This window comes from Rhizobium binxianense (assembly GCF_028994275.1).
In the GTDB taxonomy this organism is placed as follows: Bacteria; Pseudomonadota; Alphaproteobacteria; order Rhizobiales; family Rhizobiaceae; genus Rhizobium; species Rhizobium binxianense.
In genome coordinates, this window is record NZ_CP118713.1 from 679,438 (window position 1) to 700,105 (window position 20,668).

Consider the following 20,668-nt stretch of genomic DNA (forward strand, 5'->3'; position numbering starts at 1 on the left):
GCGCAAATATTGGAACGAGCATGGCTATCCGCGATCGATTTTCGAAGAAACTGAGCTGTCCGCAATGCGGCAATGAGGGCTTTGCCGAAGCCTCGGAAGTTGATGATCCCAAGCGCAAGCATCCGGATTTCAAGGTCGATCAGCTGCCGCGCGGCTTCGGCGTGCAGCGCCCGTCCAATCACCAGGAAAACTTCATGATCAAATGCGAGTGCGGGCGCAAGTTTCCCTTCCGCAGCCTGGCGGAAGCCGCGGCGGAACGGCGCTAAAATCCACCGCGACGCTCAGATCCGCTCCAGCACTTCGATGAAGGCATCGGCAAAATGCGCCAGATGCGCGGTCTCTTCATCCGGCGCCTGCATGCGGATTTCGGTGCCGTTATGATCGAGCAATGCCAGCACGACGCGCATCTCGTTGCCGCCATCGGGAATGCGCAGCACCGCGATGCGGCGGCAATCCTCGATTAGCCCCCCGGCCGGCAGGTCGAACAGCAGTTCGCCGCCCGAACGGTTCGCCGCCCGGCGCACCGCCTCGCAAAATCCGGCATCGCCGCCGGCATAACCTTCGAGCGAAAGTTCGAGCTCGAGCAGCTCCATCGGCAACATCGGCTCGGCGTGGTCGATCCCGCCAAGCGCAGACGCCTGCGGCCTTGCTGCCATCTCGGTTGAAATCATCCCGTCTCTCCTTGCTTTAAAATCGGAGATGAAACCGCGGCAGAATGACCCCTTTTTGACATATCAGCAAGGACTCATGAAGGAGGCGGCGCCTCCGCCCGTGAATTCATCGGATATTCCGAGACAACAGTTTCAATTCATCCGGATCGAAATCCAAGAATAGAGCATGATCTCGTCCGAAAACCGCTTCACACTTTTCGGCATCATGCTCTAAACAGGGTTATGGCGATTTGCGTGGTCGAACGCGCGGGCGCTGACGAGCAACCGGTAAGTTTGATGGCCATCCGCTTCGACCGCCCCGTTTCCAACGCCGCCCGCTTTTCGCGGCTGCTCGGGGCGTTTTCCCTGGTGCTGGCGCTGGCGGTGCTGATCGCCCATCGTTTCGGCGGCCTCGCCACCCCCTATCTCGTGCTGCTGCTGATTGCCGCCGCCGGCTGCGCGCTGCTGGCCGCCTTGCTTGCCGCGCTCGGGCTGCGCAGCCTCTGGGTGACGGGCGCCGAAGGCGGGCTGGCGGCGCTCGCCGCCCTGATCTATGCCGCCTTTCCGCTTGGCCTCGGCGCCCTTGCCGCCGAGCGTTACATGACGCTGCCTGACATTCACGACGTCTCCACCGATCCGGCCTCGGCTCCGGACTGGCTGTCGCCGCCGCACGCCGATCAGATCTGGCTGAAGCGCAACATTGAGGTGACGCCCGAGGATCGCGAAAAACAGATATCAGCCTATCCCGAACTCACCGGCCGGCGTTATGAGGGCGCGCTCGACCGCGTGCTGGAAGCGGTGCGCAAGGTCGCCAAGCAGAGCGGCTTCACGATCGTCAAGACAACAGGCACCACCGAACCGGACCGCGACCCCGAGGACAAACCGGCAAAACCTCAGCCCGGCGATGACGCTGTTGCCGATGCGCCCGGCATCATCCCCGTGCCGACGCCGCGCCCCTATGACGACGATGTCGCCAAGCTGATCCGCGGCGCCAATGGCGTGACGCTGCAGGCGACCAACCGCACGCTGATCCTCGGCCTGCGCTTCGATATATTGATCCGCCTGCGCGAAGAGGCCGAAACCACCTTCGTCGACATCCGCGTCGCCTCCCGCTACGGCCAACACGACCTCGGCTTCAGCGCCGAAATCGCCGGCGATTATCTGAAGGCGCTGGATGCCGAGCTGTTGGGAATTGCGGGTGGGTGAGCAACGGTGGCGCAAAGCGCCAGCAATCGATCCGGCGAATCGATTGCAGTTGCGAACGCCCTGAGCCCAAGCGAAGGGCCGGGATACGGTGCGGCAAACTCGGCGCACTTACACCGCATCAAGAGGAGAGGGGCTACTGTGGGAAGCGATGTCGATTTTCTGAGTGTGTCTGACCAGGAGACCCTTGATGAATTCGGTTTCGTCCAAACTCTTTCAGATGAGACTTATCTAAAATTTGTCGCCGGCTGCCACTTTTTGGATTTTTCTCCGATGGGAAAGATCTTTTCTCTCCATGTTCCGGATGACTTTTTAAAGTTTGATCGGGTTGTGAAATGCGCACTGCAGATTCAGCCCGATGTTAAAAATTCAGTCATTCATACGTTCGCCGTTAGAAAGCGCGGCGGCATAAGTGTAGCTGCCGATAAAAGGCCGGATGATATTTATATCTACGTTCCTGAGAGATGTGAGGTTGATGTTCAGCTATTGCGCAGTTTGACAATCTCAATTCTCTCGATGGAATACACGACCGAGCCCCATCCCTTGAATAAGCTTTATGTTAGTTGACCAGCAGATGTGGCCTCTCACCTCTGATGCCCGGCAGGGCAGAGGGGGTATTACGGCGCGCCGACCCGCCCCTCATCCGCCTGCCGGCACCGACCGGGGTCGAGCCACGGGTCTCGACCCGTCCTTCGGACCCCCGTAAACGGGGCGAAGGGGAATCGCCGCAACCTCTCCGTTCCTCGCTACCTATCGCAGGGCACGTCCCCTCGCCCCGCGAGCGGGGAGAGGGTTAGGGTGAGGGGCAGCCATCCGCGAAGGCAGAGATCCACTCACCCCTCCACCACCAACCACCCCGTATACCGCACCACCAACCCCGTCAGCCGCCCACCGATCTCCACGTGAAAGTGGAACCGCCCATCACGCTCCTCCTCATAGGTATCGCCACCCGGCGCCAGAAACATCGGCAGCGGAATCCCGCAAAACCGCCAGCCGCGCACGACCAGCCGCAATTTCTCCCCATCCGGCACCAGCGCCATCAGCACCCGGAACGGCCCGAAGACCTCGGTGAGCAGATGCCGGTCGCGGCCCTTGCCCTCGACCTGGAAGCTGCGGAAGACCGTGCCGCCGAAATCCCGGGTCCAGATCTCCCTGTCGCCATCGGTTACGAAGCGCACCGTGACCGGCACATCCTCGCCCGCCTTGGGAAAGCCGATCACCCCGGCGACGATCCTGGCCAGCAGCCCGCCGCCGCGCTCGATCCGCGCCCGGCCGGAGGCGACGCGCGCGCCGCCGGCGTGCAGGGCTGATATGGCGGGCGGCAGCCGCTCCCAGGCGCTGCCGAGAATCCCCCGGTAGAGCGGCAGGGGCGCCGCCTCGTGTTCCATCCGGATGCCGGATGTGATCTGAAAACGCCGGAAGGCCGCTTCGAAATCCGCAAGCTGCAATTCCCCCGCCGCCGGCCGCGCGCCATTCTCCGGCCGCGTGCCGATGAGCAGCCGGCGCACCAGCGCGTCGACGCCGATGATGGGAATGAACGGCCCGTCATCCCCTTCGGCAATCAGATGCCAGCCGCAGGACAGCCGCTTTCCCGCGTGATCGACGCCACTGATGCGGACGAACATGCCGCCGCGATGTTCGCCGATCGCGAAAGCATGGCTGGCGCGCTGCAGCGGCCGCGCAAACGGCAGCAGCGATGGCAGCAGCCGGAGGTGGACGAGCCTGGCCACAAGGCTGAGCAAATGCTGCAACGGCTGCGGCTCCGTTCCGACCCCGGTGAAACTGGATTTGAGATCGGCAAAACGGGCCGGCAGCAGCGCCAGATCCGGCGCATCCACCAGCAGGAATTTCCGGCTGCGCAGCGGCTTAACCCCCGGTGGCGCCACCGTCACCCGCATCGAATCGATCAGCCCGCGCCCGGCGGCCGGCTGCCCATCGCGCCGAACGGTGATCTTCTTGCCGGCATAGGTCGCGATCGCTCTCACGACATTCAGCCCGATCCGCACATGCGCCGACGGGGCAATGCCGGCCGCGACCGTTTCGATCCGGGAGAAATGCGGCGCCATCGCATTAAGTGCTGCAAAGGAGAGGGCGGGCAGGCTGCTGAGCCCCGAAAGCGCGAAGGTGCCCTTGGCCTTGGCTGCCGCATCGAGCCCACCGATGCCGGCGACAAAACCGGTGCTGTCGGCAATATCGGCATAATCGATGCTCAGATCGATGCAGGCCTCGGCGACCTTATAGGCATCCTCTCCGAAGGTCTGAAACGGCCCCGAGGCATCGACGACGAGATGAGGCCTCAGCCGCGTCAGCTGTTCGGTGAGATCGCCGTCTCGGTCGAAGCTGACGGCCTGCACCATCGCGCCGAGATTGTTGCTTCCCAGGCCCTCGGCTCCATCTTTCGGCGTCCGCAGATCGGCAACGAAATCGTCAGCCTTTTCAAGCGAGCGCCCGGCAACCAGCAGCCTGAGCCTGGGTTGATCGCCAAGCAGCCGGGCAAGCCGCCCGCCAAACGTGCCGTAACCGCCGATGATGAGCAGGCAAAACCGGTCCTCGCTCATGTGATGAAGCGGCTTCGCTGCTCGGGCGTCGGCACCATGCAGCTTTGCCGCCCGGCAATCTTCAGCCGGTTGCGGGCGATGAATTCATAGAGCGCATCGGCCGCCCGCCGCGGCAGCAGCCGGAAGAGCTTGACCAGCGAATAGGGAAAGCCGAGACCCGCCACCATGCGGATCGAGCCGTCGGACTTGAAGAAGGCGCGGCCGTTTTCGATCAGGATATTGGTCTCGTAGTCGCGCGCGTGCAGCCCGTAATGCCGATAGAGCGCTTCGCCGAGCGGCGTCTGCGCCGCGAGGAAGCGGTATCGCTGCCGCTTGTCATGTTTCAGTGCGAATTTCACCCAGCCGGAGCAGAATACGCATTCGCCATCGAAGACGATCAGCGGCCGGTCATCGGCAAATTCGGGCACATCGGCATCGCTGCGATAGCTGTAATCGGCTTGCGGATTCATCGTCATGTCCCCATCCTCATGACCCCACCCTCATATTCATGCCGCCGGCCGGTAGAGGGCGGCAAGCGAAGGCGGCCCGTCCGCCGCGATCTCGCCGCGCTCCATGAGATGCTCGATATGGGCGAGCACGGAAAGGGCGGCCGCCCCATGCAGCTTCGGATCGGTATCGCGATAGATCACCTTCACCATCTCGGCAATCCGCTGGTCGCCCGCCTGGACGCACGCCAGCACCGCCTGCTCGCGCTTCAGCCGGTGCGCCTTCAGCGCCCTGAGGAAAGTCGAGGGTTCCGTCACCGGCCCGCCGTGGCCGGGCAGCAGCAGCCGATCCTGGCGCTCCATCAGCCGCTCGAGCGAGGCCATGTAATCCGCCATCGAGCCATCCGGCGGCGCGACGATCGAGGTCGACCAGGCCATGACGTGATCGCCTGAGAAGAGGATGTCGCGGCCCGCGAGCGCGAAGGCGGCATGATTGGCCGTATGCCCCGGCGTCAGCACCGCCGTCAGCGACCAGCCGTCGCCCGATAGGGTCTGGCCGTCACTGAGCGCGATATCGGGCACGAAGGATAGATCCGAGCTTTCGGAAAAGGGATTGATCTCGCCCTCGCGCAGCGGCCGCGCCGGCCGGTGCGGCCCTTGCCCCACCGTCACCGCCCCCGTTGCCGCCTGCAGCCGCCTGGCCAGCGGCGAGTGATCGCGATGCGTGTGGCTGACGAAGATATGCGTCACCGCGCGACCGCCAAGCGCTGCCATCAGCGCTTGATAATGCGCCTCGTCCTCCGGGCCGGGATCGATGACCGCGACGGAGGAAGCGCCGACGATATAGCTGTTGGTGCCGAAAAAGGTGAAAGGCCCGGGATTGTTCACTGTAACCCGCTCGACCCCTGAAACAACCGGCACGGCCTGCCCATAGGCCGGCTCGAAAGCGAGGTCGAATGCGGGACTGTCCATGAAGGAATGATCTCGGGCCGATGACGTCGCCACTTCCTAGCACGACTGCCGGCACGGCGCAGCGCATAAATCTGCGCCGGGTTAAACTTAGTCATTGTGACAGGCGAAGAGCTTTGCTAATCAGGCGTCGATTTGAGCAAGCGGTTTCCGCTCAAGCTCTGGTGGGGCGTCGCCAAGCGGTAAGGCAACGGTTTTTGGTACCGTCATCCCTGGTTCGAATCCAGGCGCCCCAGCCACGCTAATTTTTACGCTTTTATTCCTGATCTTTGCGCTCTCATGACCGCATCGTATAATTCGAAGACTACAGTTCCGCCAGACTTGGAGCAGGAGGCCGTGCAGACGGTGCTTGCTCAGGCCGAGCTGCTGCTAAGGGAAATTGCTTTTCATTGAAGTCCGCGGCTACGAGCAACCTAAAACGGCGGCCGCCAATATCTGATGGTGTCCACGCCAAACCAGACTGGTGCCCCATACTGAGGTCGAGGCGCACAAATTGTTATGCAGCTTCAGTTGTTTGACATTCCGCCAATGGCTCCCGCTGTAATAGTTTGCAGTAGCACTTGCTAGCCCGGTCGACACAAGAGCCATGCCGTCATAGCGCTACCCTCATCAATGATGAAGGGCGTAATTTGTCCTAATATCCGTAACGAGAGGCTGTAAATCGGCCATCGTGTAGAAGTGGACTTTGTGCTGCTCCATTTGAGAACTAAGGAGCGATATAAAACTCTCCTCATGGACCTCGGCATCGTCGGCCACTACTACGAGACGTTTCTCTTGCAGCGTCTGACTGAATAGCAAACTCCCCTCAATCATTGCTGGGCTTGCTTTGCTAAGCGCCTTGTCTGGCTCGTCACCCAGCGATAGACCTTGAAGGAGATTGAATGACCCGTTCTGGTAACCGAACGGCGCTTCAATTTTGATCCCTCCTTCTAGGAATACAGGTTCTGGCCTTTCAAGCAGGGCATCGACACCAAACTCTTTCAGTTTGCTAGCGAGCTTGGCGTTAGCGCGCTGCTTGCGAGGCTTAGAAGATATATCGCCTACAAGTTCGGAAAATATCCTGTTCAAGTCAACTCTGGCATCGCTGACGAGAACCGAGCGCAACGGAAAGAGTCTTATTTTGCCAGACCGTTGCGAGATGAACCTCTCGATATCTTCTCTTCTCCAGCCATTTCCAAATTCAGAAAAAAGCCTGCTATACAGCGAGTTCTGAAGAAGCTCGAAATGAACACCGGGGTTTACGTTGAACGCCGATTTGATCCGCTTTGGACGCTCACCGAACTTGCAAAAAACACTCGGTGCCTCTGCCGCGAACAAGACCACACCAATGTTGATGTATTCTGCGCGTTCAGGATGCTCCGAATACTGGATAATTGAGAAGTATCCTTGCTTTTCTTTCATCGCTCAAAATCCCGGCAACGGCGGTTCGTCTATCAGTTTTGGCGCCAAGGTGTCTACAACGAACGTGGCGCGGGCGCAGATGAAGTCGATCAATCCCACACGAGCTAACGGCCCCAACTCCCAAGCTAGTGGCACAGAGTTAACAACTTCAGTCACGAAGTTTCGATCCAACGTCTTCAGCTTGTCGAGCGTTCCCGTAATGCCATCGGCGGTGATAAAGTCATCAAACTCGGGAAACTTGCCATAGACGCCGGCGTCTTCAATCCAATGGTTTGGCGCGGGACCATCGGGAAATGTTGGATCGCCGCCGATAAAGCAGTTCGAATGGTCGATCGGCACCAGATCATACTTATGCACGGAGGCCTGCGAGTACAACAGGTTATCCGAATTTGCATCCTCGCCGTAGTAACGGTCCCAGTTTCTAATCCAAGTATCGAAAACGACGAGTCTTGATACGCTGTCCTTATCTCGAAGACGTCGCAGGAACACGTCAGTTCCATCCCTTGGTGTCCCCTCAACTGCTGAGGAGAAAAACAGCGGGGCGACCATCGGCCTCCCGTTCTTGCGCATAATGATCTCGATATCGCATTGATGAACAACCGCGAATGGAGGTACGGCTAGTCCAAACCAAACTGCCAACTCTGCCGCGACCAACTCCGAGATCAGAGCAGCATTTCCCATAGGGTTTCCCAGCGATTTGATGAACCCATCGCCTACGTCTGTGGCAACACGCGCAGGGCTGGTACTTGAAGTGAAATGTTGTATTTCTCGCGTGATCTCTGTTGGGCAGACTAGATTGCCGCAGGCTAGCACTTAGTACCCCGATTTTCGATCTTTGATTTCGATCACTTTACCGTTGCAAGCGGCGAGTGCAACCGCATGCTGAAGAGAATTGAAAGCTGCCTTCTGCTTGAGCCGCTTCTCGTCCTCGGGACGCCCTTATAGCGGTCATCGGCCTTGGCCACGTAGTTTGTGTTCACTCAGTTGCCAAACATCGAGCGGTTACGCGGCAGCGCCCTCTAATCGCCCGGTCCTACCCGCGCTCATCAAACAGCCGAACGCCAGTCAACCCGGCAAGCTTCCCCCCCAGCGCATCCTGAAACCCAAGATCGCTAACCTCCGCCGCCGCCTCCCGCCGCTGCCGATGATACCAATAACCACCGCTGACCTTCGCCGCTTCTGCATCGCTTGCCGCAAGCCATGTCTGCGTAAGATGCCCCATTTCGAGGTCATCGGGGGCCCCGGCGCCGCCCATCTTGGTCGGCACCCAGCCGGGATCCACCGCGTTGCTGAGAACATCCGGCCAATGGCGGGCGATGGCGGCGGCGAGGGTGGCGATATAGAGCTTGCTTTCCGAATAGGCCTGGCTTGCGTTCCACGGCCGCTTCTTCCAGTCGATATCGTCAAGGGCGCTGCTGCCGCTGCGGTGCATGCCGCTGCTGAGATAGACCAGGCGATCGGGGCGCGTGATCCAGGCGGTGAGAAGGTAGGGGGCAAGCACATTGACCGCCAGCGTCTTGGCGTGACCATCAGGCGTTTCGCCGCGGCTCCGCTCGAGGTAGATGCCGGCATTGTGGATGACGGCGTCCATGCGGCCGATGGCGTTGACCTGCTCGGCGATCGAGCGCGTTTCCGTGGCGCTGGCGAGATCGCCGATGACGATGCCGAGTGCCGCAGCCGAAATCTCGGCGAGGGCGGAGGCGCGCTCGCGGGAGCGGGCATGCAGCACGACGTCGTGGCCCTCCTTCATCAGCGTGCGGGCGGCGGCAAGGCCGAGGCCATCGGTGGAACCGGTGATGAAAATGCGGCTCATGGGGTGTCCTTTCACGGTGGCGTGGAGGGCACAGAGTGCTTGGGTAGGGATGGTCGGGTCAAGGTGGGATCGTGGACAAGTCGGCCAGCGAGTGGGTGCGGTTTTGCAGATTGGTTCCCACCTACTCCGTCATCCTCGGGCTTGACCCGAGGATCCATACGCAGCACTCGACGTACATGAGTTCACGCATAGGATGCCCCCTGCCGCTCCGTCTGTCGACGGCGAGCACAATGCTCGGGGCATGGATCCTCGGGTCAAGCCCGAGGATGACGGAGGAGGTGGTGGGGCTCGGCGAAAAACGGCGGCGCCATGGATCCCAGGCTCAAGGCCTGGGATGACGGAGTGTGTGGTGATGCGGCGGCCAAACCACGGTTTGTTGCCTCCGCCCCTCACTCCACCCAACGCCGCCCCCCATCACCCCCTCCGCCGCTCTGCCCCCGCCGCAATCGTCTGCACCAGCTCATCCACCTCTCGCGCCAGCCGCTCCAGCGGCAAGCCGACGAAGCGGCCTTCGAGGCTGATGCTGACGACGCCGTGCACTGCGCCGAACAGCGTGCGGGCGCGGATGGCGCGGTCTTCGGGGGGCATGTCGGGCTGCAGTTCGGCCAGCGGTTCGGCGATCACGTCCATCAGGAAGAGGTGCTCGTCAAGATGCCATTGCGGCGTCGGGCTCGATTCCGGCGGGAAGTGCTCAAACAGCGCCTTCCAGAGGTTCCGGTGCTCGACGGCGAAGCTTAAGTAACCCTGCGCCAGGTTGCGCAGCCGGTCGGTCGGCGGGCGGTCCTTGGTTTCGGGCAAGGTGAGCCTCGCCTCCAGCGCCTTCAGCGTGGCGGAGTTGACGTGGATGACGAGCTCGGCGAGGTCTGAAAAGACCGTATAGAGGCCGCCAAGCGCGCAGCCGGCATCCTGGGTGATGTCGCGGGCTCTGAGATTGGTGAGCCCGTCCCTGGCGATCCGCTCGCGCGCCGCCTCGATCAGCCGCGCCTTCAGGTCTTCGCGTTTTTCTTCTCGCCTACCGGCCATTAACCATTCCACTTCGATTTTTTGAACGTCGTTCAAAATTTATCTTGAACGACGTTCATGATTCTGGCATAAGTCATCTCGTGAACAACGTTCATAAACCGGAGGAAGGAAATGTTCAAACTGATTTCCATTTTGTTGCGGGGCAGGGCGCATGATGCCGAGCAGGCTTTTGCCGACTGCCACGCGGTGCCGCTGCTTTCCCAGCAGATCCGCGATGCCGCCCAGTCGATCCAGTCGGCGCGCCGCAGTGTCGCGGTCGCCATCGCCCAGAACGAACAGGAGAGGGTGCAGCACGGGGCGATCGTTGCCCGCATCGCCGATCTCGAGAACCGCGCTTCGGCGGCGCTGACCAAGGGCAATGAGGGCCTGGCCCGCGAGGCGGCCGAGGCGATCGCCTATCTCGAAGCCGAGCGCGATGCATCGGAAAAGGCGCAAGCCCAGTTCACCCAGGCGATCGACAAGCTGAAGGGCATCGTCCGCGCCTCCGAAGCGCGGCTGCAGGAGCTGCAGCGCGGCGAGCGGCTGGCGCGTGCCACGCAAGAGGCGCAGAAGCTCGATGTCGCAGTCAGCAGCCCAGGCTTTGCCACGCTCGACGATGCCGAGGAGACCCTGGCGCGCCTTCGCCTGCGCCAGAGCCAGAATGAACTGACGGCCGCCGCCCTGAAGGACATGGAAGGCGCCATCCGCCCGGCCGGCATCATCGAAAAGCTTGCCAATGCCGGCTTCGGCGCGCCGCTGCGCTCATCCGCCGATGATGTGCTGGCGCGGCTGAAGAGCCGCATCACGCCTGCCGCCTGAAATCGCATCCACCCAACCATTCATCCATCGAACATCAAGGATTACTGATATGAACGACAGTTTCCAGAAACATTCCTCAAGCTGGGTCAGCTTCTCCTACATCTCCTTCGGCTCGGCCGCCTTCATGCTGGCGCTTGGCCTCTACATGATGCCGCTCGATCTCTGGGGCAAAGGCTATCTCGCCATGGGCATTCTGATGCTGGTGCAGACCACGGTGAATATCACCAAGACGCTGCGCGACAATGCCGAATCCGAGAAGCTGATCCGCAAGGTCGAGGATGCCCGCACCGAGAAACTCCTGGTCAAGTTCAATCGTAACGATGAAGATTGATCTTGGTTAACCACAGCGCAGAGTTGTTACCGCATTCAACTTTTGCGTAACAACTCTGTGGCCTTCTCTGCCAGTCGAAAGAAGGACGAGCCCGTGCAACACAATCTGATGACCTCCAGGAAATTCGCGCCGCTGTTCTGGACCCAGTTCCTGACGGCCTTCAACGACAATTTCCTCAAGAACACCCTGGTGTTCCTCATTCTCTTCAAGATGTCGGCCAGTGAAGGTGCCGCCCTGGTGACGCTCGCCGGCGTCATCCTCATCGTGCCCTTCCTGCTGCTCTCGGCCCTTGGCGGCGAACTCGCCGACAAGCACGACAAGGCGAAAATTGCCGAGCTGTTGAAACGCTGCGAGATCGCGGTCGCTGCCCTGGCAGTCGTCGGTCTTGCCTTTTCGTCCATCTTTGTGCTGATGGCGGCCCTTTTCGGCTTCGGCGTCGTCTCGGCGCTGTTCGGGCCGATCAAATACGGCATCCTGCCCGATCATCTCGAACGCCGCGATCTGCCGAAGGCCAATGCCTGGATCGAAGGCGGCACCTTCATCGCCATTCTCGGCGGCACGATCATCGCGGCATTCGCCTTTTCCGGCGGGGACAATGTGCTGATCTTCGGCACGATGATGATGGGGCTTTCGGTGCTCTGCTGGCTTTCAGCCCGCATGATCCCGGCCACCGGCTCCAAGGCGCCCGATCTCGAAATCGACCGGAACGTCATCCGCTCCAGCTACAACCTCGTCATGGAAATCCGCGAGGATAAGCGGCTGTGGCGTTCGGCGCTGATGAACTGCTGGTTCTGGCTGGTCGGCGCCTTCGTGCTCTCCATCCTGCCGACCATGGTGACCGAGCTGCTCGGCGGCTCCGAGCTCGTCGTGCCGGCCTATCTCACTGTCTTTGCCATCGCCGTTGCCGTCGGTTCGGCGATTGCCGCCTGGATGTCCTCCGGCCGCATCGTGCTGCTGCCGGCCCCTGTCGGCACGGCGCTGCTTGGCCTCTTCAGCCTCGATCTCGCCTGGAACCTCTGGGGCTTGGCTTCGGTGGGCCATGCAACGACGATCGCCACCTTCTTTGCCGGAGAGAATACCATCCGCGTCGCCATCGATCTCGCCGGCATGGCGATCTCGGGCGCCTTCATCGCCGTGCCCACTTTCGCCGCCCTGCAGACCTGGTCGCATGAGGATCGCCGTGCCCGCGTCATCGGCGCCGCCAATGTGCTGTCGGCGCTGTTCATCACCCTCGGCCTCGGCCTGGTTGCCGCCGTCCAGAAGCTCGGCGCTTCCATTCCTGAGATTCTGATCGGCCTCGGCGTCCTCAATTTTGCCGTCGCCTGGCTGATGCTGAAGACGCTGCCGACCAATCCCTTCCGCGATTTCATCTCGATCCTGTTCCGCGCCTTCATGCGCCTCGAGGTCGAAGGGCTTGAGAATATCAAGAAGGCCGGCCGCGCGCCGATCATTGCGCTCAACCATGTCAGCCTGCTCGATGGCGCCCTGGCGCTTGCCATCACCGAGGAAGAGCCCACCTTTGCCGTCGATTACAAGATCGCCCAGGCCTGGTGGGTGCGACCCTTCCTGAAGATGTGCAAATTCCTGCCGCTCGACCCGACAAAGCCGATGGCGACGCGCTCGCTGATCAAGGTGGTGCAGGACGGCAACCCGATCGGCATCTTCCCCGAGGGCCGCCTGACGGTGACCGGCACGCTGATGAAGGTCTATGATGGTGCCGCCATGGTCGCCGACAAAACAGGCTCGATGGTCGTGCCGGTGAAGATCGACGGGCTGGAGAAGAGCTATCTCTCCTATCTCGACAACGGCAAGATCCGCCGCCGGCTGTTCCCCAAGGTCAAGGTCACCATTCTCGAGCCGGTGAAGCTCGAAGTGCCGCCGGAACTGAAAGGCCGCAAGCGCCGCACCGCGGCGGGTGCCGCCCTTTATCAGGTGATGTCGAACCTGCTGTTCCAGACCGCCGATACCTCGTCCACCGTGCTCGACCGTGTCATTCAGGCAGGTGGCGAATTCGGCATGAGCAAGCTCGCCGTCGAAGATCCGGTCACCGGCCGGCTGACCTATGGCAAGCTGCTCACCGGGGCTGCCGTGCTCGGCGCCAAATTCCGCGCCCGCTTCCCGGAACAGAACCTCGGTGTCATGCTGCCGAATGCCAATGGCGCCGCCGCCACCCTTCTCGGCGTGATGAGCGCGGGCAAGGTGCCGGCGATGCTGAACTTCACCGCCGGTGCCGCCAATATCCTCTCCGCCTGCAAGGCCGCCGAAGTCAAGCATGTGCTGACCTCGCGCGCCTTCGTCACCCAGGCCAAGCTCGGCGCCGTGATCGAGGAGATGGAAAAGCAGGTGACGATCGTCTGGCTCGATGATCTCCGGGCCGAAATCTCACTCAAGGACAAGATTTTCGGGTTTCTCCGCAAGGCGCGGCCGCTGGTCAAGCGTAAGCCGGATGATCCGGCGGTCATCCTCTTCACCTCGGGCTCCGAGGGCACGCCGAAGGGCGTGGTGCTGACCCACCGCAATATCCTGTCGAACGCCGCCCAGGCCGCTGCCCGCATCGATTTCCACAGCGGCGACAAGGTGTTCAACATCCTGCCGGTGTTCCATTCCTTCGGGCTGACGGCCGGCACGGTGCTGCCGCTGATCTCGGGCGTGCCGGTCTATTTCTATCCTTCGCCGCTGCATTACCGCATCGTGCCGGAGCTGATCTATGTCTCCAACGCCACGATCATCTTCGGCACCGACACCTTCCTCAACGGCTATGCGAGGACGGCGCATCCTTACGATTTCCGCTCGATCCGCTATATCTTCTCCGGCGCGGAGCCGGTGAAGGCCTCGACCCGCCAGACCTATATGGAAAAATTCGGCCTGCGCATCCTGGAAGGTTACGGCGTCACCGAGACGGCACCGGTCATTTCCATCAACACGCCGATGTACAACAAGTCGGGCACGGTCGGCAAAATCCTGCCGGGCATGGAATGGAAGCTCGAACCGGTGCCCGGCATCGATGAGGGCGGCAGGCTGCATGTGCGCGGCGCCAATGTCATGGCCGGGTATCTCCGCGCCGAAAAGCCCGGCGTGCTCGAGCCGCTCGTCGACGGCTGGCACGATACCGGCGACATCGTCACCATCGACGAGGACGGCTTCGTCAAGATCCGCGGCCGCGCCAAGCGCTTCGCCAAGATCGGCGGCGAAATGATCTCGCTCGCCGCCGTCGAGACGCTCGCCGCCGAACTCTGGCCGGGCGCGCTGTCGGTCGTCTCCTCGCTGCCCGACGCCAAGAAGGGCGAGCGGCTGGTGCTCCTCACCGACGCCCCCACCGCCACCCGCGCCGAATTCCTCGCCTTCGCCAAATCCAAGGGCGCCATGGACATGATGGTCCCGGCCGAGGTCAATATCGGCAAGGTGCCGGTGCTCGGCTCCGGCAAGGTGGATTTCGTCGCGGCGCGCAAGCTGGCGGAGGGTGCGGTGCAGGCCGGGGAGGCGGCGTAGGCGTGGCTTGGCGGGCGTCAGGCGCAACCGGGGAATTGTTGCCGGCGCGTTGCAAGACGCCGGTGATAGTTCCGAGAGGAAACCGACATGGCCGAAATCGATGTCTTCGACGGGCACAATGACGCGGTGCAATTCATTGCGGAATACACATCCTCCGGCCGGGACTTTCTCTCGCGGTCGGAAAGCGGGCATCTCGATCTGCCGAGGGCGCGCGAGGGCGGCCTGGCCGGCGGGTTGTTTGCGCTGCATGCGGGGCCGGAGCGCCAGCCGGAAAATGATCTGATCATCACCGAGAACGGCTACGAGGTTATCTATGCCGAGACCGTCGATCCGGCCTATGCCCGCCGGCAGATCGAGGCACAGCGCCTGGCGTTGGAAATCTTGATCCGCCGCTCCGACGGTCGGATGCGCATGGCGGTTGATGTCGAGGAGATCGCCGCCGCCAGAGCCGAGGGGGCCTTTGCCGTCGTGCTGCATATGGAAGGGGCCGAAGCGGTGGATGGCGAATTCGACTATCTCCATGGGCTGCATGCGGCGGGCTTGCGGTCGCTGGGGCCGGTCTGGAGCCGCCCGAATATATTCGGCTCCGGTGTTCCCTTCGCCTATCCGCGGTCGCCGGATACCGGTCCCGGACTGACCGAGATCGGCAAGGAGCTGGTCAGGACCTGCAATCGGCTGGGAATCATGATCGATCTCTCGCATCTGAACGAAAAGGGATTCTGGGATGTGGCGGCATTGAGCCACGCCCCGCTCGTCGTCACCCATGGCTGCGCCCATGCCATCTGCCCGTCGACGCGAAATCTCACCGACAGGCAGCTCGACGCCATCCGCGATAGCGACGGCGTCATCGGCTTCAACCTCTCGGTCAACGACGTCAGAGCCGATGGCCACCTGAAGGACGATACCCCGCTCGAGGCCGTCGCCCGCCATATCGACTATCTCGTCAACCGCGTCGGCGAAGACAGGGTCGCCCTCGGATCGGATTTCGACGGCGCGGTCATCCCCCGCGCGATCAAGGACGCCAGCGGCCTGCCGCATCTGTTCGACGCGATGCGCAACCTCGGCTTCGACAAACAGGGCTTGGCGAAATTCGCTTTCGACAACTGGCTGCGCGTGTTCGGCCTGACCTGGAAGAACAGCCCGTCATCGTGAACCAGTGCGGCGCTCCGGATCGGACGTCTTCAGCCTGAGATCGAGCACCAGCGGCACGGCGAGTGCGTAGACGGCAACGACCGAGAGCCAGATGGCGCCCGGCCATTGCTGGCGGACGAGGAAATAGACGCTGGAAAAGCCAAGCGGCGCGACGATGGAGGCGAGGCTGACAGCCGAGGCCAGCACGCCCTGGAACTGGCCTTGGCCTCTCTCGTCGACCTGCCGGGTCGCCAGCGACTGCAGCGCCGGCACGCCGATGCCGCCGAGCGTGAAGACCGGCATGATCGCAAAGATCATCCAGCTCTGGCCGGCAAAGGCCATGACGGTGAGGGCGATGGAGACGCCGGCGACGCCGGTCAGGATCGCTCCGCGTTCGCCGAAGAGCTTGACGGCCGGGCCTGGAAGGAAGGCCTGGGCCAGCGTCTGGCAGATGCCGAAGGCGCCGAGCGAGAGGCCGATCGACAGCCCGCTCCAGTGGAAGGCATCGCTTCCCCAGAGCGCCCAGCAGGTGCCGTAGGCCTCGCCGGTGGCGCTGAAGATGAAGAAGAGGATGATGACGGGCAGCAGGCTTTTGACCTCCAGCACCGCGCGCAGCGGCTTCAGCGGATTGAGCGTCGACAGCGCGATCCTTTCGCGGCTGCCGGGGCGCGATTCCGGCAGGATGAAGACGGCGAGCAGCAGGTTGGCGCCATTCAGCGCCGCGGCGGCGATGAAAGGCAGCCGCAGCCAGTGATCGCCGAGCACGCCGCCGAGAACCGGGCCGATGATGAAGCCGAGGCCGAACATGGCGTTGAAGAGGCCGAAGCGGCGGGCGCGCGTCTCCTCCGGCGAAATGTCGGTGATATAGGCGGTCGCGACCGAGATGTTGGCGCTGGTCAGCCCGGCGATCGCCCGGCCGACGAACAGCAGCAGCAGATTGGGCGCAAAGGCCAGCAACAGGTAGTTGACGGCAGCACCCGCAAGCGAGATCAGCAGCACCGGCCGCCGGCCGAGCCGGTCGGAGAGCGCCCCGAGCACCGGCGCGAAGATGAACTGCATCACCGCGTAAAGGGCGGTCAGCGTGCCGATAGTGGGCGCGACGTTTTCGGCATGGGTGATGTCCTGCAAGAGCTGCGGCAGGATCGGGAAGATGAGGCCGATGCCGACGGCATCGAGGACAATGGCGGTGAAGATGACGATAAGGGATCTGGTCATGGCGCGTTCCGGGTCGACGCGAGCGCGACAGCGCCGTTGACGCGCGCCGATGGCTCACGATGAGGCCTGAGCAGGGTCAGGCGTTTGGTTTCTGGGAGTGCTGGCCGAACCATGGCGGAAAGCGCATGGATGGCGTGTGCTCGACCACCTGGACGACCATTCGTCCACCTGTTTACTCCGCCACTGAGCGGATCAAGGAAGGCAGTCGCTTTTCGCGACGGGCAAGACATACGCCGGCCGGCGGTTTGCGGCAAGCCTGTTTTTGTGGGTGAGCGGCTAGCCAATGGGCCTCGGACCCAAAGGCTGCCCCTCACCCTAACCTTACCGGGGTCGAGCCACTCGTCTCGACCCGTCCTTCGGACCCCCGTAAGAACGGGGAGAGGGGACGTGCCCTGCGAGGGGCTGGTGGGGGACGGCGAGGGTGCGGCACATCCCCTTCGCCCCGTTTACGGGGAGAAGGTGCCGGCAGGCGGATGAGGGGCCGGCTTGGGCGCGTCTCGCCTGCTGCCAAACGCGCGAACATCACCGCAGCCATAGCAATGACGCGTTTCGCCTGTCGTTCGGCGCATATGAGCTTGTCGACGCGGGCCAGTCGCTTCACCATGACGGTAACTTCAGCTCCGGAAACAGACAGGCAGGCAATGACCGATATCGCACAAATGCAGGAACAGCGATTGACCGCCCTTCGGCAGACCGCCTCGGGTGCGCCGAAACTGCCGTCCAACCCGTTCTTCGGCGTCGGGCCGATCACCGATGCCACGACCGACGAGGTGGACAGCCGCCTGCGGCGCATCGCCTTCGACGCCTGGATCGAAAAGACCTATCGCAAGTTCGACGACCGGGGCAACGATATCGGCGGCTTCACCACGGCCGAGATTTCCCGCAGCATGCATCGCGGCTATCCGGCCGATAAGATCCTGACCGACATGATGCGGGCGATCCATCGTTATTTCGGCTTTCCCAAGGTGAACCGCATGGCGGTGGGGCTCGGCGGCGGCCACAGCGGTTTCACCGTCTGCATTCAGCACCTGATGAATGCCAACGACGCCGGCCAGCACGTCTATGTCGATACGCCGCGGCCGGAGAGCGATCCGTCCAAGGCCGCCGGCTTCTTCCGCCAGTCCTGGGCCACACAGCTGATCGAGATGCAGCGCTTTGCCGAAAAGGGTTGCGAGAGCCGCATTCATTTCGCCGCCTCCGAGGGCGTGATCCCGACGGCGGCCGAGCTTGCCGCCCTCGGCGTTTCGATCTTCGTCGGCGTCGGCCACGAGACGACCGGGGCCAATGCCTATACCAGCGGCGAGGTCCGCGAACTCCTGACCTGGCTCGACGGCGATCCGGTCAATCGCCATGCGGTGTTCGACGCCACCTCGATGCTCGGCGCCATGCCCTGGGAGCCTGAACTCGTCAGCGCCGTGATGGCGAAATGCTGCCTGTTCATGCCGTTCCAGAAGGCGATCGGCGGGGTTTCCGGCTATTTCGTCGCCTCCTTCACGCCGCATGCTTTGGCGCTGATCGAAAAGAACCAGCAGGATCCGGCCTGGGCGATCCCGCGCCAGCTGAAGATCGCGCCGCCGATCGATCCCAGGCAGCCGTTTTCGGCCAAGCGCTCCGTCGATGCCGGGCCGTTCTACGATCCGGCCGAAGACCGCATGCTCGGCGGCGTCATCAACACCTACAGCGCACTCGCCTTTGCCGAGACCACCTTCGGCCTGCTGCAGTCGGAGGCGAGGGTCGGCTCCGTCGTCGAGCTCAACCGCCGCTCCGCCGCCAATCGCGCCGTGATCGACGAATGGGTCAAGGCGCATCCGCTGCTGTCGCTTGTAGTCGCCGATGCCGAACGCCGCGGCGCGGCGGTGACGCTTCTGAAGGTCGAGGACGCTGATATCACCGATGCCGGCATCCACGCCCGCATCATCGCCCGCTCGAAGCAGCTGCTCGGCTATGAGGGCATCACCCATCCGAACGGCGAATACAAGCCCGGCCTCGACGCGGCCCGCTACGTCAACGCCTTCCCGGGCACACCCGGCGACTACCGCGCCTGGGTCGGCGGCATCCGCGAGCCCGAAGATGTCGTCGCGCTCTTGGAAAATCTGCAATATGCCTATCTCAGCGCCAAGATCGTCGTTCTCGAAGAGGAACTCGCCAAGCACGGCGTGACCTTCGAGGCGCCTGATAAGGCCGATGGCGCCGTGCGCAAGGACGATCCGAACCACGCCTATACGGTGCTGATCGCCGACCTCGTCGGCCTGCGCTTCGGCGCCGACGGCCAGCCTGACCACAGCGAGGTCAGGGCCTATATCGAGGAAAAAGGCGGCAGCTTCCATCTCGGCCCGCTCAGTGACCGCGCGAGGCTCGAAAAGGGCCGCATCCATTTCTTCTATCAGCCGAACCTCAGCACCGAGGCGGAGATCCTGCCGCAGACCGACAAGGGCCAGTACGACGCGCTGATCGCCGCGGCGACCTTCATCCCGAAGGCCTCGGTCTTCCCGCGCGGCGGCGTGCGCATCGGCGCCGGCACCGGCAATATGGGCTCGGCCTCCTGGGGCGGCGGCAACGGCGAGGGCGGCGACGCGCCGCTGATGAACACGCCCGGGATCAACAGCCGGGCGACCGCCCAGATGGTGCTGAAGGCGATCCTGAAGGTCGTTCCCGACCTGCCGGTCGATAGATTGCACCGGCTGGTCGCCGGCGGCGATTTCGACACCGGCCGTCAGCTCAAGGATTTCCCGACGGCCAAGCTCGAGGGCCGCAAACTTGCCGTTCTCGGCTACGGCAATATCGGCCGTGAAGTCGCCAAGCTCGCCAAGGCCTTCGGCATGACGGTGGCGATCTACGCCCGCGAGCACCACCGGCGCTGGATCGAGGCCGAGGGCTTCGGCTATGCCGCCAGCCCGGTCGAAGCGGCAAGCGGCGCCGACGTGCTCTCCGTCCATATCGGCCTCGGCCGCCTGGACGCATCGACCGGCCTCTATTCCAATGCCGGCACCGTCGATGCGAAAGTGCTCTCCGCCATGAAGGACGGCGCCGTGCTGGTCAATTACGACCGCGGCGAAGTCGTCGATCCCTATGCGCTCGACGCAGCGCTTTCCTCCGGCAAGATCGCCCACGCGGCAATCGACGCCGATCTGTTCAAGGATGCCGCGACCGGCACGCTCAGCGGACCGATGCTGCCCTACCTGCCGCTCGAACAGCGCCACAAGGGCAGACTGGAGCTGCTGCCGCACGCCGCCGCCGACACCGACCACCCCTCGCGGGTGACCGGCGCCAAGCAGGCGGTCGACCAGATCTTCGACGTCATCCGCTTCAAATCCGTCGTCAATCTCAAGGGCGACCTGCCGGAGGGCTATATCTCGGCCGGCAGCCGCACGCCGGCCGGCATCGGCAAGGTGACGAAGCAGGTCGTCACGGAGGCCGCCGGCAAGACAGAGCTTCTGGAAGAATTGCGCCAGGCCTCGGAAAAGATCGCCGCCATATCAGGCGCGCTTTCCGCCGTGTCCGACCCGGCTCATCGCGGCCGGATCGTCGAACGCTACACCGGCCTTCTCGTCGAAAACGCCGACAGGCAGCGCGCGCTTCTCGATCAGCTCGGCCTCTACGGGCCGGCGGGGGGCTGAGCTGCACCGGCAGTGACCCGGTAAAACAAAACAGGCGGCACATCG

At 62.8% G+C, this 20,668-nt stretch carries 17 protein-coding genes and 1 tRNA gene; 9 read left to right on the top strand and 9 right to left on the bottom strand.

Annotated features, from left to right (window positions below):
• Nucleotides 1-20: 20 nt before the first annotated feature.
• Nucleotides 21-266, top strand: coding sequence for a hypothetical protein (locus PO860_RS03285; RefSeq protein WP_183605984.1), 246 nt, complete (start codon nt 21-23; stop codon nt 264-266).
• A 15-nt stretch (nt 267-281) separates the two neighbouring features.
• Here the strand turns inward: PO860_RS03285 and PO860_RS03290 are convergent, their stop codons facing one another.
• Nucleotides 282-671: a hypothetical protein gene (locus tag PO860_RS03290; protein WP_183605985.1), complete on the bottom strand. Its 390-nt coding sequence runs from the start codon at nt 669-671 to the stop codon at nt 282-284.
• A 276-nt stretch (nt 672-947) separates the two neighbouring features.
• On the opposite strand from PO860_RS03290, the gene PO860_RS03295 reads away from it, so the two are divergent.
• Both PO860_RS03295 and PO860_RS03300 read left to right on the top strand, forming a co-directional pair.
• Nucleotides 948-1,856 (top strand): DUF1499 domain-containing protein, encoded by a 909-nt coding sequence (locus PO860_RS03295; protein WP_275038130.1) that lies wholly within the window; start codon nt 948-950, stop codon nt 1,854-1,856.
• Between the two features lie 6 nt (nt 1,857-1,862).
• Entirely contained in the window at nt 1,863-2,420 is a 558-nt protein-coding gene (locus PO860_RS03300) for a hypothetical protein (RefSeq protein WP_275038131.1), read from the top strand.
• A 266-nt stretch (nt 2,421-2,686) separates the two neighbouring features.
• Here the strand turns inward: PO860_RS03300 and PO860_RS03305 are convergent, their stop codons facing one another.
• From PO860_RS03305 to PO860_RS03315, 3 genes are read right to left on the bottom strand one after another with little or no spacing between them, the layout of a single operon-like run.
• Complete coding sequence (locus PO860_RS03305) at nt 2,687-4,411, bottom strand: saccharopine dehydrogenase family protein (RefSeq protein ID WP_275038132.1); 1,725 nt, start codon at nt 4,409-4,411, stop codon at nt 2,687-2,689.
• On the bottom strand, nt 4,408-4,866 hold the full coding sequence (locus PO860_RS03310) for a thiol-disulfide oxidoreductase DCC family protein (RefSeq protein WP_275038133.1): 459 nt from the start codon (nt 4,864-4,866) through the stop codon (nt 4,408-4,410). Before PO860_RS03310 ends, PO860_RS03305 begins: the two co-directional genes overlap by 4 nt.
• Before the next feature lie 30 nt (nt 4,867-4,896).
• Entirely contained in the window at nt 4,897-5,808 is a 912-nt protein-coding gene (locus PO860_RS03315; protein WP_275038134.1) for an MBL fold metallo-hydrolase, read from the bottom strand.
• Between the two features lie 162 nt (nt 5,809-5,970).
• Here PO860_RS03315 and PO860_RS03320 point away from each other — a divergent pair.
• A tRNA-Gln gene (locus PO860_RS03320) sits at nt 5,971-6,044 on the top strand.
• Between the two features lie 370 nt (nt 6,045-6,414).
• Here PO860_RS03320 and PO860_RS03325 read toward each other — a convergent pair.
• The 4 genes from PO860_RS03325 to PO860_RS03340 form a co-directional block, all read right to left on the bottom strand.
• A complete protein-coding gene (locus PO860_RS03325; protein ID WP_275038135.1) occupies nt 6,415-7,206 on the bottom strand; it encodes a DUF3037 domain-containing protein in 792 nt (263 codons plus the stop codon).
• 3 nt (nt 7,207-7,209) lie between these two features.
• Nucleotides 7,210-7,887, bottom strand: coding sequence for a HipA family kinase (locus PO860_RS03330; RefSeq protein ID WP_097619303.1), 678 nt, complete (start codon nt 7,885-7,887; stop codon nt 7,210-7,212).
• Nucleotides 7,888-8,239: 352 nt separating this feature from the next.
• Complete coding sequence (locus PO860_RS03335) at nt 8,240-9,019, bottom strand: SDR family NAD(P)-dependent oxidoreductase (protein WP_275038136.1); 780 nt, start codon at nt 9,017-9,019, stop codon at nt 8,240-8,242.
• A 414-nt stretch (nt 9,020-9,433) separates the two neighbouring features.
• Nucleotides 9,434-10,042 (bottom strand): TetR/AcrR family transcriptional regulator, encoded by a 609-nt coding sequence (locus PO860_RS03340; protein ID WP_275038137.1) that lies wholly within the window; start codon nt 10,040-10,042, stop codon nt 9,434-9,436.
• A gap of 111 nt (nt 10,043-10,153) precedes the next feature.
• Between PO860_RS03340 and PO860_RS03345 the strand changes: the two genes are divergently transcribed.
• The 4 genes from PO860_RS03345 (at nt 10,154) to PO860_RS03360 (ending at nt 15,812) form a co-directional block, all read left to right on the top strand.
• A complete protein-coding gene (locus tag PO860_RS03345) occupies nt 10,154-10,840 on the top strand; it encodes a PspA/IM30 family protein (RefSeq protein WP_275038138.1) in 687 nt (228 codons plus the stop codon).
• A gap of 49 nt (nt 10,841-10,889) precedes the next feature.
• Nucleotides 10,890-11,171, top strand: a complete 282-nt coding sequence (locus PO860_RS03350) for a YiaA/YiaB family inner membrane protein (RefSeq protein WP_003557239.1) — start codon at nt 10,890-10,892, stop codon at nt 11,169-11,171.
• 93 nt (nt 11,172-11,264) lie between these two features.
• Nucleotides 11,265-14,660 carry an acyl-[ACP]--phospholipid O-acyltransferase gene (locus PO860_RS03355; protein ID WP_275038139.1) on the top strand — a complete coding sequence of 1,132 codons (3,396 nt, stop codon included), beginning with the start codon at nt 11,265-11,267 and terminating at the stop codon, nt 14,658-14,660.
• A gap of 87 nt (nt 14,661-14,747) precedes the next feature.
• Nucleotides 14,748-15,812, top strand: a complete 1,065-nt coding sequence (locus PO860_RS03360) for a dipeptidase (protein ID WP_275038140.1) — start codon at nt 14,748-14,750, stop codon at nt 15,810-15,812.
• Here PO860_RS03360 and PO860_RS03365 read toward each other — a convergent pair.
• Nucleotides 15,804-17,006: a TCR/Tet family MFS transporter gene (locus tag PO860_RS03365; RefSeq protein WP_275038141.1), complete on the bottom strand. Its 1,203-nt coding sequence runs from the start codon at nt 17,004-17,006 to the stop codon at nt 15,804-15,806. The two genes, PO860_RS03360 and PO860_RS03365, sit on opposite strands and share 9 nt — an antisense overlap.
• A 641-nt stretch (nt 17,007-17,647) precedes the next feature.
• Here PO860_RS03365 and PO860_RS03370 point away from each other — a divergent pair.
• Entirely contained in the window at nt 17,648-20,623 is a 2,976-nt protein-coding gene (locus tag PO860_RS03370; protein WP_275038142.1) for an NAD(P)-dependent oxidoreductase, read from the top strand.
• Nucleotides 20,624-20,668: the final 45 nt, after the last annotated feature.

Bases quoted from the DNA above. Each gene is read 5' to 3' on its own strand.
- PO860_RS03345 (WP_275038138.1), top strand. From the start codon at position 10,154: ATGTTCAAACTGATTTCCATTTTGTTGCGGGGCAGGGCGCATGATGCC.
- PO860_RS03325 (WP_275038135.1), bottom strand. From the start codon at position 7,206: ATGAAAGAAAAGCAAGGATACTTCTCAATTATCCAGTATTCGGAGCAT.
- PO860_RS03295 (WP_275038130.1), top strand. From the start codon at position 948: ATGGCCATCCGCTTCGACCGCCCCGTTTCCAACGCCGCCCGCTTTTCG.
- PO860_RS03290 (WP_183605985.1), bottom strand. From the start codon at position 671: ATGATTTCAACCGAGATGGCAGCAAGGCCGCAGGCGTCTGCGCTTGGC.
- PO860_RS03330 (WP_097619303.1), bottom strand. From the start codon at position 7,887: ATGGGAAATGCTGCTCTGATCTCGGAGTTGGTCGCGGCAGAGTTGGCA.
- PO860_RS03315 (WP_275038134.1), bottom strand. From the start codon at position 5,808: ATGGACAGTCCCGCATTCGACCTCGCTTTCGAGCCGGCCTATGGGCAG.
- PO860_RS03335 (WP_275038136.1), bottom strand. From the start codon at position 9,019: ATGAGCCGCATTTTCATCACCGGTTCCACCGATGGCCTCGGCCTTGCC.
- PO860_RS03310 (WP_275038133.1), bottom strand. From the start codon at position 4,866: ATGACGATGAATCCGCAAGCCGATTACAGCTATCGCAGCGATGCCGAT.
- PO860_RS03365 (WP_275038141.1), bottom strand. From the start codon at position 17,006: ATGACCAGATCCCTTATCGTCATCTTCACCGCCATTGTCCTCGATGCC.
- PO860_RS03350 (WP_003557239.1), top strand. From the start codon at position 10,890: ATGAACGACAGTTTCCAGAAACATTCCTCAAGCTGGGTCAGCTTCTCC.
- PO860_RS03370 (WP_275038142.1), top strand. From the start codon at position 17,648: ATGACCGATATCGCACAAATGCAGGAACAGCGATTGACCGCCCTTCGG.
- PO860_RS03285 (WP_183605984.1), top strand. From the start codon at position 21: ATGGCTATCCGCGATCGATTTTCGAAGAAACTGAGCTGTCCGCAATGC.
- PO860_RS03305 (WP_275038132.1), bottom strand. From the start codon at position 4,411: ATGAGCGAGGACCGGTTTTGCCTGCTCATCATCGGCGGTTACGGCACG.
- PO860_RS03340 (WP_275038137.1), bottom strand. From the start codon at position 10,042: ATGGCCGGTAGGCGAGAAGAAAAACGCGAAGACCTGAAGGCGCGGCTG.
- PO860_RS03360 (WP_275038140.1), top strand. From the start codon at position 14,748: ATGGCCGAAATCGATGTCTTCGACGGGCACAATGACGCGGTGCAATTC.